The following is a 9,104-nucleotide window of genomic DNA, read 5'->3' as shown; positions in this document are numbered from 1 at the left end:
ACCCTGCGGGTGCCCTTCGAGCAGATTGCTGCGAATGCGCTCGATTTATTGGGAAGCGACGCAATATCGCCAGATGACCGTATTCGGGTATCGGCTCCGACGCTCATACCCAGGAAGTCGACGCGATCTGTTACACTGTAAGCTCTTGAAGAGAGTTGAAACCAGAGTCCGCTGCCTCGGATTCTCTAAGCGGTTGTAACTTCTCTGCTTCAATGTAAAGGGATGGTTCGCGACATATAGGTTCCGTTATCGCTCGACGGCAACACATTTCACCTCAGCCAGAAGTCCCGGGTGGGCGAGCTCGGAGACACCCGTCCGAGTCCACGCATAGGTTCCCTTCGGAAACAGCTCGTTTTTAACAGTCCGGAACACGTCCATGTGCTTGGACATTTCGCCGTGATAGATCTCCTGCATCCTTTTTCTTAAAAGCTTTCGGCGCGCCCATGCATTTCAAAGCTTACGCTCATTCCTCGTCCTGCCACCTGCGCAGATTCGTTTGGTCGTGATAGCCCATGCGGTCGGGCGTGGTGATGAATTCCACGGTCGTGCCCCATGGCATGCGGCAATAGCAGACCTTGTTTCCAGGACCTTTTTCGGTTGCGTAGGGAATAGCGCGTGGCGCGGTAAGAGACGTGCCACCGGCCTTTTCGAAGCGCTCGACCGATGCGTCGATATCGTCGGTGTAGACACCAAAGTGCGTAATGCCGAAGTCGCTCGCCCGAACCGGCTGGGCTTGTTCGGGGCCATGCATTTCGAAGAGTTCAATGTCCGGTCCGGTTCCGATCTTGACCATCGCCTGCGCACGCACAACCGTTCCAGGGAGAGCGCCAGTGGCCCGCTCGAATTCGGGTCCTTGCCGCGGTGGGTCCTGCGGTCCAAAGGACTGATAGATTACTTGACCGCCAAATGCTTCCACCAGGAACGATTTTGCTGCTTCGATGTCAGGCACCGTGATGCCGATGTGATTGACGCCGCGAACTTTAGGTGCAGTCATGATAGTCTTCCTTTCTCATTTATTCGATCGAACGCGATCGGGCGCAACTCGCCCGCAATGGCGCCATCCCCCGCCTCACGGCGGGGCGACCGCAGTTTTCAATTGGCCTTGAGAAAATCGATCAGAGCGGCCGCCACTTCATGCGGCCGCTCGTCCGCGACATAGTGGCTGCACCGCTCAATCGAGCCGCCCGTCACATTGCTGGCGAACTCCTTGAGCATCGAGACCATATGCGCACCGAAGCGCTGCTCGCCCCCGAGACCCAGTACCGGTATCTCGAGCGGCTGCTTTTTGTACTCCAGCGCGGCCGCATGGTCAGCGGTGAGGGTGCGATACCACTCCATGCTAGCTCGCGTGCGGCCCGGGAGAGCCATCGCCTTGGCGTAGATCTCGACGTCCTCCGGATTGAAGGCACTGTGATCGTAGAACCGCTCCGCCATAAAGGCCGAAACATAGTCATATTCACGGCCATGAATCAGGCGCTCGGGTAGATCCCGGTTCATATGGAAGCTAAAGTGCCAGATCCTCGCTGTCATCGCCTCCCATTGTGTCCAGCCGGGAAGGGGAACGTCGAGGACGGCCAGGTGGGTAACAGCCTCTCGATAGATTGCGGCCAGCCGCAACGCCACCATTCCGCCAATGTCATGGCCGCACACGGCGTAGCGTTCATGCCCAAGTGCAACCATGACCTCGTGCGCGTCCCGCGCCATCGTCGCCTTGTCATAGCCGTCAAGCGGGCAGTCGGAAAAACCCGCGCCGCGCAGATCCATGGCCACGACGCTGAAATGCTCGGCCAGCAGCGGCATCACGTGATGCCATTCCCACCACGTTTCCGGCCAGCCGTGAAGCAGAAGGATCGGTGAACCGGAGCCTCCCGTGACGGCGTTGATCTTGATGCTGTTCACTGGCACCAGCTGCTGGGTAAACCCCTTCAAAGTTGCGATCATGATCCCTTTCCAATCGAGGTTGACATTCAAACAGAGCTTGCGGCCAGCGCTCAGGGCTGGTCGAAATCGGTCGCGATCGTGATGTCGCGCCAGGCGTCGATATCGCGGCGGAAGGAAGCCAGCTTGCGCTCAGCGATCGAATGCGCGATCGGGCCGAGCGGCAGATGAAGCGGAGCGTTGTCAGCATCGACTGCCTGCAGGATCACCGCGATCGCATTGTCGGGATCGCCCGCCTGATTGCCGTTGTTGGTTTCGCGATAGTGCTTGCGCGAGCTCGCGGCGTATTCCAGCATCTCCTTGGCCGCTATGGTGATCGAACGACCAAGGAAATCGGTGCGAAACGGACCAGGCTCGACGATCAGCACGCGGATGCCGAACGGCTTCAGCTCGTCAGCGAGCGCTTCGGAAATCCCTTCCACGGCGAACTTGGCGGCATTGTAATATCCGCCACCGCCGCTGCCGGCGATGCCTGCGCCGGACGACATGTTGACGATCGTTCCGCCCGAACGTCGCAGGACAGGCAGAGCGGCTCTGGTGGTTTCGATCAGCCCGAACACGTTCACCTCGAACATCGGCCGATATTCTTCGGGCGTACCTTCCTCGATCGCGCCGAACAGACCGTAGCCGGCATTGTTCACGAGCACGTCAAAACCGCCGAATGTCTCGACCGCGTTCGCGACCGCTGCCTTGGCTGCCGCCGCATCCGTCACGTCAAGCGGCAAGGTGATCATGCGGCCGGCAAAAGGCTCAGCCATTTCTCCAATCGTTTTGACATTGCGGGCCGTCGCGATGACCCGATCGCCGCGCTGTGCCGCAGCAAGCGCGAGCCGCTGGCCAAAGCCGCTTGAACAGCCTGTGATGAGCCAAGTCTTCATTGGTTTGTCTCCGCGTTGGTTTCAGGTAACGCCAAGCTATCGACGCCACGAACCGTCATATCGGCCATGATCGACCAATCCTTTTCGCCGAGGCCCGCCAAAACGGCTTTGTCGAGCCCCTCGCGGATAGCTTCGAGCATCGGGAGCGTGCGTCCGATCTCGTTGCTGGCCTCAGTTGCCAGGCGGATGTCCTTGAGTGCGAGCTTGGCCTTAAAGCCGGGCTCGAAGCACCGTTCCGTGATCTGCGTGCTGTAGCTCTCATAGGCGCGGCCCGAGAACAGGGTGCCCAGGATGAGTTCAAAGAAATCCGCGCTGTCGAGGCCGACGCTCTCGGTCAGCACGACACCCTCCGCCATCGCCTCGATAGCCATGGCGATCATCATGTTGCAGGCGAGCTTCGCCGCATTCGCGCGAGCGGGGTTCTCCCCCAACTTCCAGACCTTTTTGCCGAGGGGAGCGAGCAGCGGCTCGATCGCGGCAATTGCATCGGCCTTCCCGGCCGCCAGGATGTTAAGCTGGCCACTCGCCGCTACGTTCGGTCGTCCGAGAACCGGTGCGGACACATAGCCAATGCCCGCCTCTTCGTGCAGCAGCTCCAGTTCTCGCGCGAAAGCGACCGAGATCGTTGATGTGACAACATGGGTGGTCAGCCCTGGTTGCGCGCTTGCGAGCAGGCCGGCATCGAGGATCACCTCTCGAATGGCAGCGTCGTCGGATAGCATCGTAAAGACTGCATCAGCCTGGAATGCATCCGCCGCGAATTCGACAAGCGTCACCCCGGGGACACTATCCCGGGCGACCTTGCTACGGTTCCAGGCCCAAACGTCATGGCCTGCCTTCACTAGGTTCAGGGCCATTGCCGAGCCCATACTGCCGAGACCGATAAATCCGATCTGCATGTTCTATCTCCTGTTGTTCGGATGAGAGCTGGCGCAGGGTCGGACCCAGCCGCCGGGCGATCGTCAGACCGAGACCTGCGCCAATGAGTTGGCCGATCGCGATGCCGAAACCACAGGAGTGGCTTCGGCGCATGGGTCACGAAACATCCGCAGCCCTGAGCCTGAACATCAAGGCATCGGCATCATTTGCTCGCCGCTTCGGCGATGACGTCGGCGACTTCGCGCGGGTACGAGATATAAACCGCATGGCTGGCACCGGGCACCTCGGTGACCTTCGCACTTGCCCGCTTGTACAGGGATCGCTCCGCCTCGACGGCGACAGCCATGTCCAGCCCGGCCACGATGCCGTAGCTCGGCTTGGTCTTCCAGGCCGCGTGTTGCGTCTTGGTTCCGAGGATCTTCGCTGATACCGGCACCTGCGAGTTAGCCATGAAATCCGTCTCGGCCTTGGAGAGGTCAGCGGCGAATCCCAGCCGGAACTTCGCTGGATCGAACAGCAGGAAACCGTCTGACGTCGACTTGAACGCGTCCGCGGTCGGACTCGGCCACTTCTCAAACAGATCGCCTACGCTCTCGCCAACATCCGGGACGATGGCCGCGACATAGACAAGTGCCGAAACCTTTGGGTCGACGCCGGCTTCGGTGATGATTTGACCACCATAGCTGTGGCCAACGAGGACGATCGGCCCATTTTGCTGCTCGATAGCGCGGTGAACCGCCTGAACATCGTCCGCCAGCGAAGTATTCGGTTCCTGGACGACCGTGACTTTCAAGCCTTTGGCCACCAGGCGCTCATAAACGCCCCTCCAGCCGCTGCCATCGACCAACGCGCCATGGACCAAAATCACATTTTGGGCCGGTTGCGCGAAAGCGGACGGCGCGCCGAACACCACTGCAAGAGCCGCAGCACCGAGATAGAGAGACTTGAGGGACATTTGCCGTTCCTTCCGAAGGACATGAGGTGATACACGAGAGATGGGCCGATGGGCCGATGGTGGGAATCTAGGTGCTTAGATTTGTTCTTTAAGTGACAAAAATGTATTCTCGGCGTTCAGTTTTGTAAGGGTGCCGCGATGGAATGGAGTGACGTCAAAATCTTTCTTGCGGTTGCGCGATCCGGCACGCTCGGCGGCGCGGCGCGTTCTCTTCAGACAAGCCATCCGACCGTCGGCAGGCGCCTGCGCGCACTTGAGCAGGCGATCGGCCACACGCTCTTCCAGCGGACCGCGGACGGTCTTGTCCTGACCGAAGAGGGCCACGGGATCATCGCGCTGGCGGAGCAGATGGAAGAAGGCGCGCTGGCCATGGAACGCCGGCTTGCGGGGCAGGAGCAGAATCTCAAAGGCAGTCTGCGCGTTTCATCAGCCGACTGGTTCGGGGCCTACGTGCTGCCTCCCATACTGGCGGATTTCTCGAACGCCTATCCCAATGTCGATGTCGAGATCCTGACCGGCACGCGCCTGTTCAACCTCGCCCAGCGCGAGGCCGACGTCGCTTTTCGTATCGTCCCGTTCAACACCGCCGATGTCGTTCAGCGGCGCCTCTTCAGGCTTGAATACGGCGTCTACATCGCCGAGGAATCACCTGATCCTAAATATGGCGATGGGGCTGGCTTCCGGCTGATCACCCACGATACGTCGACAGGGCAGTTTCCCGATATCGCTTGGCTCACCGAGAGCTTCCCCAACGCGAGACCGGTCCTGCGATCGAACAACCGTAACGTCCAGGGCCGCATGTGTCGGCAAGGCGTCGGGATCGCCGTCCTGCCCCGCGTGGTCGGCGATCAAATCGCGGGTATCCGCAGACTGGAACTGCCGATGCCGCCGCCGGCGCGAGACATCTGGATGGGATATCACCGGGACCTACGACGTCTTCAGCGTCTTCGTGCGTTCATCTCGACGGTATCGAACCATCTCGTGAGCGCGACCGCATGATGAGCAGCCCGGAGATGATTCAAGACTGCTCGAAAATAGGCCGATCGGTCGCCGCTTGCGATTGAGTTAGCCGCGCCTGTCTACGAAATGGTGCGACCGACGCCCGGTTCGACCTCGAGTTCGACTTTGAAACGCGTGCCGCCGAGCTAGGCTGCAGTGGGTGTCGAAGCCATTGCGGTATCGTCGTATCGTTCTGTCCGTGTACAAGCAAGCCGCGGAATATCTTTGCTGGCTGGAGGTATCGTCTACGGCGGCAGGAGCCCGCCAAATGAAACCACGAGGCAAGGGACCACCATAGTGGAGGTGGAGCGGGCAGCCCGGCGTCTTATAGCCACGGTCTTCGGCCTGCTACTTATTGAGCTCTCGTCGCCACTGTCCTCTGGTCTGACCGTTCGCGGACAGATTTCCGCTGCACGAGGATGATACCCGCCACCGTCATGCCGCCACCAATAAGATGGTAGACATACAAGGTCTCGCCGAGAAAGATGGCCGCAACGATGGCGGTAAGTATCGGGATCAGGTTCATGAAGATCGCCGTGCGGGCCGCGCCGAGATGCTTTACCGCCGACATCCAAACGAATGGCGCAAGGATTGAACCGGGGATTGCCGCGTAAAGCACCATGGCCGTATTTGACAGGTTCAAACCGGATGGGGCCGACAGCAGATAGCTTGGGACGAGCAGCACGACCGCGGCACCGATCTGCACATAAATCGACGTCCAGGTGGCAAGCGGAATGGCCCAGCGTCTCAGAAGAATGCCGTAAGCGGCATAAGCCAGAACCGCGACCAGCATCATCGCATCGCCGCGCCCCACTCCCTCCGACAGAAGCCTCGATGGATCGCCGTGGCTGAGAACGACAAAGATGCCGGACAAGGAAACAACGCCACCGATCACCGCAAGGCTGGAGGGCCTCTCATGGAAGAAAACTGCGCCGAGGATCAACGTCAGCAGCGGCACGAGCGAGAGCATGATGGCCATGTTGGTGGCCGTGGTGAATCCGGCGGCGTAATATCCGAGGCCCTGGCATGCAGCCATGCCCAGCAGGCCGAGCAGGATGAGCTTGGGCAAGTGGGACGCGATTGTCCGACGCTGGCGCCAGGCATCCCGTCCGACCAGCGGCGTCAAGATGACGAATGCGATGAACCAGCGCTCGAACGCAATAGTGCCGGGCGCAATGGTGCCTGCGGCCAGCTTGCTGACGATGGTATTCCCCACCCAGATGAGGACTGCCAGCAACGAGAAGAGCAGATATTTGATAGGCATTTCGAGCCTCCTTGTTCGTATCGGCTCCTGCCTAGCAAAAGTCTTTCTTGCGATATATAGCGATAAAAGGACATTGAGTTACGACGATAGGACGAAGGATGAAGACTGTCATTCCTGTCGGCAAAGATCCGGCGCCTCTGTCATTCCGCACGGAAAGCTATGGGGCCGGTGCCGTCTTTGAGGAGAAAAGGCAACCCTGGTGCAAGGTCGGTTATGCTGTCAGCGGCGTAATGGAAGCGCGGGTTGAGGGAAGGCGTTTTCTCTGTCCGCCTCATTACGCAACATGGATACCCGCTAACGCGTTACACGCCTGCCATAACCGTGAAAACGTTAAATTCGTCTCGATTTATATCGACCGCGATCTCTGCGTCGGCATGCCCGAAACAGCCTGCACGCTCGAGCTCAGCCCACTCATCAAGGCGATCCTTGCTGATTTTGCCATACGTGGGATAACGGTGCCGGAGACGGATGCGGATCGGCGGCTTGCATTCGTCCTGATCGATCAGTTGCTGAACGCGCCAAGGCGCGAGAGCTTCCTGCCCGTCTCGGGCGACGATCTGCTGCAGCCGCTGATCGACGCGCTGCAGGCGGATCCGAGCGACCGCCGCTCCCTATCAGAATGGGCACGATCTCTTCAAACCACGGAAAAAACCCTATCACGCCGCTTCAGCGGACATCTCGGCATATCGTTCAACGAATGGCGACAAAGGCTGAAGCTGATTGCTTCGCTGTCACTGATCGAAGACGGCAGATCAGTGCAATCTGTCGCAAAGATCCTAGGATATAACAGTTCTTCCGCGTTCATCACTATGTTCCGGCGACAGACCGGAACGAGCCCAATGAATTTGCGACCTACGCTATACAGGAAGATCAGCGCTGATCGCCGCAATGCACTTGGCTCTTGAGCGGAATCGAACCCGCGGCCTCATTTGAGGTCCGGGACCTTCTGCCGCAAATACAGCGACTTAGAGCAGAAATAGAATGCATCCAACCGAAATTACTGATGAGTTTCGCTTAAGGGTTCAGCGCCTGATTGAGGTCATGTAATCCGACCATCAGCATCATGGGGTCGGACGGAGAAGACAGAAAGCCCACGGCCTCATAGAAGGCTCGTGCGTCATCTGAAATCGCATGAACCAGCATGCCTCGGATGCCAAGTACTTCAGCGGCATTGAGCAGGCGCAGGCCCGCATCGCGCACTAATGCCCTGCCGAGACCACGCCCCTGGTAGGACTGATCAATGGCGAGGCGACCAAGCACAGCGACCGGAATTGGATCTGGCATATTGCGCCGAAAACGGCCAGGCGCTTCCGGCTGTTTGACAGCGCCGGAAGCGAGCGCGTAATAGGCAATGACGCGGCTCTCCTCGCACACGACGAAGGTCCGCGATGCGCCGCTCGTTTGATTAGAACGCGCGCGACGTCGCAACCAGTCGTCCAACTCAAGGACACCGGAATTAAACTCGGCCAGCTGGTGATGATCGGCCAGGGGTGCCGGTGCGCTGAGGGTCACGCCTCATCCCACGGTGCTTTGGTCGACATGGTGCGTGCTAAACGCTCATTGGGCTGCGTGGGTGCATCGAGCCGAGCAAGATATTCAGCATAGATTTCGGGACTTACCGTGAAGATAGTGCGGTCGAGCAGCACTTCCTCTGCTCGGCGCTCGGACGCCTCCAGCATGAAATCCGTTCGCGTTTTACCAAGCAACTCAGCGGCGCGATCAATCAAGTTGCGGGTCGCAGGCTTGATCCGCATATTCAGCGGCACGCTTGCGTCCGGGCTTTTGCTTGTATGTGAGTTCGGCATTGGAAACTCCTTTTGCCCCCATATAGCGTAACGACAATATCTTTACAAGGCTCGTATAGATATTGTCGTTACATATTTCGCGCAATCCAATTTTCGCGGCGCTTAATGCGCTAAGCGATTGAAAACCGGTCTCTTAATTAAGCGGAGCGTTGTTGTCAAAGCTGGATAGGGCTGCGACGTGGTCAGCCGGTTAGAAACGCGACAACAGGGTCTTCTTGTTCTGACGATCAGCCCCCGGTCCGACCGGCTGGGCCGGGTTGAAAGGGCGGAGCGGGGGCGGGTAATGAAGCTCCCCTTCGGCTTTAGATCCCATGAGGAGTGAACAGCGGCCGCCGCTCTGGCAGAGTGAGGTTGCATCAAAACACTCGCTCAGGAGGAGCAGTTTA

At 59.1% G+C, this 9,104-nt stretch carries 11 protein-coding genes and 1 pseudogene; 3 read left to right on the top strand and 9 right to left on the bottom strand.

The annotated features are described in order from the left end of the window. Positions 1-141, top strand: a pseudogene (locus FBZ97_RS35005) (LacI family transcriptional regulator); the annotation flags it as partial. Between the two features lie 322 nt (positions 142-463). Here FBZ97_RS35005 and FBZ97_RS34045 read toward each other — a convergent pair. The 5 genes from FBZ97_RS34045 to FBZ97_RS34025 form a co-directional block, all read right to left on the bottom strand. Beyond that, positions 464-994, bottom strand: a complete 531-nt coding sequence (locus tag FBZ97_RS34045) for a VOC family protein (protein WP_145324660.1) — start codon at positions 992-994, stop codon at positions 464-466. A gap of 98 nt (positions 995-1,092) precedes the next feature. Beyond that, entirely contained in the window at positions 1,093-1,941 is an 849-nt protein-coding gene (locus tag FBZ97_RS34040; protein WP_145324658.1) for an alpha/beta hydrolase, read from the bottom strand. Between the two features lie 50 nt (positions 1,942-1,991). Beyond that, entirely contained in the window at positions 1,992-2,816 is an 825-nt protein-coding gene (locus FBZ97_RS34035) for an oxidoreductase (protein WP_145324656.1), read from the bottom strand. Beyond that, positions 2,813-3,715 (bottom strand): NAD(P)-dependent oxidoreductase, encoded by a 903-nt coding sequence (locus FBZ97_RS34030; protein ID WP_145324654.1) that lies wholly within the window; start codon positions 3,713-3,715, stop codon positions 2,813-2,815. Before FBZ97_RS34030 ends, FBZ97_RS34035 begins: the two co-directional genes overlap by 4 nt. Before the next feature lie 182 nt (positions 3,716-3,897). Further along, positions 3,898-4,650 (bottom strand): alpha/beta hydrolase, encoded by a 753-nt coding sequence (locus FBZ97_RS34025; protein WP_145324652.1) that lies wholly within the window; start codon positions 4,648-4,650, stop codon positions 3,898-3,900. A gap of 138 nt (positions 4,651-4,788) precedes the next feature. On the opposite strand from FBZ97_RS34025, the gene FBZ97_RS34020 reads away from it, so the two are divergent. Beyond that, positions 4,789-5,649: a LysR family transcriptional regulator gene (locus FBZ97_RS34020; RefSeq protein ID WP_145324650.1), complete on the top strand. Its 861-nt coding sequence runs from the start codon at positions 4,789-4,791 to the stop codon at positions 5,647-5,649. 352 nt (positions 5,650-6,001) lie between these two features. On the opposite strand, the gene FBZ97_RS34015 is transcribed toward FBZ97_RS34020, so the two are convergent. Continuing rightward, positions 6,002-6,913: a DMT family transporter gene (locus FBZ97_RS34015; protein WP_145324648.1), complete on the bottom strand. Its 912-nt coding sequence runs from the start codon at positions 6,911-6,913 to the stop codon at positions 6,002-6,004. Positions 6,914-7,011: 98 nt separating this feature from the next. Here FBZ97_RS34015 and FBZ97_RS34010 point away from each other — a divergent pair, with 98 nt between their 5' ends. After that, positions 7,012-7,818 (top strand): helix-turn-helix transcriptional regulator, encoded by an 807-nt coding sequence (locus tag FBZ97_RS34010; RefSeq protein WP_145324646.1) that lies wholly within the window; start codon positions 7,012-7,014, stop codon positions 7,816-7,818. Positions 7,819-7,927: 109 nt separating this feature from the next. Here the strand turns inward: FBZ97_RS34010 and FBZ97_RS34005 are convergent, their stop codons facing one another. From FBZ97_RS34005 to FBZ97_RS34650, 3 genes are all read right to left on the bottom strand, one after another. Continuing rightward, complete coding sequence (locus tag FBZ97_RS34005) at positions 7,928-8,425, bottom strand: GNAT family N-acetyltransferase (protein ID WP_113396041.1); 498 nt, start codon at positions 8,423-8,425, stop codon at positions 7,928-7,930. Beyond that, the gene (locus FBZ97_RS34000) at positions 8,422-8,718 is read right to left on the bottom strand and encodes a DUF1778 domain-containing protein (protein ID WP_145324644.1); all 297 of its coding nucleotides are present in this window, start codon (positions 8,716-8,718) and stop codon (positions 8,422-8,424) included. Before FBZ97_RS34000 ends, FBZ97_RS34005 begins: the two co-directional genes overlap by 4 nt. Positions 8,719-8,908: 190 nt before the next feature. Beyond that, a partial coding sequence (locus FBZ97_RS34650) for a hypothetical protein (RefSeq protein WP_210248777.1) occupies positions 8,909-9,104 on the bottom strand: 196 nt, incomplete at its 5' end.

The sequence above is a fragment of the Rhizobium sp. ERR 942 genome, from assembly GCF_007828395.1.
GTDB lineage: Bacteria > Pseudomonadota > Alphaproteobacteria > Rhizobiales > Rhizobiaceae > Rhizobium > Rhizobium dioscoreae.
Note: the sequence above shows the minus strand (reverse complement) of the source record. Positions and strands in the feature narration are given on the sequence as shown.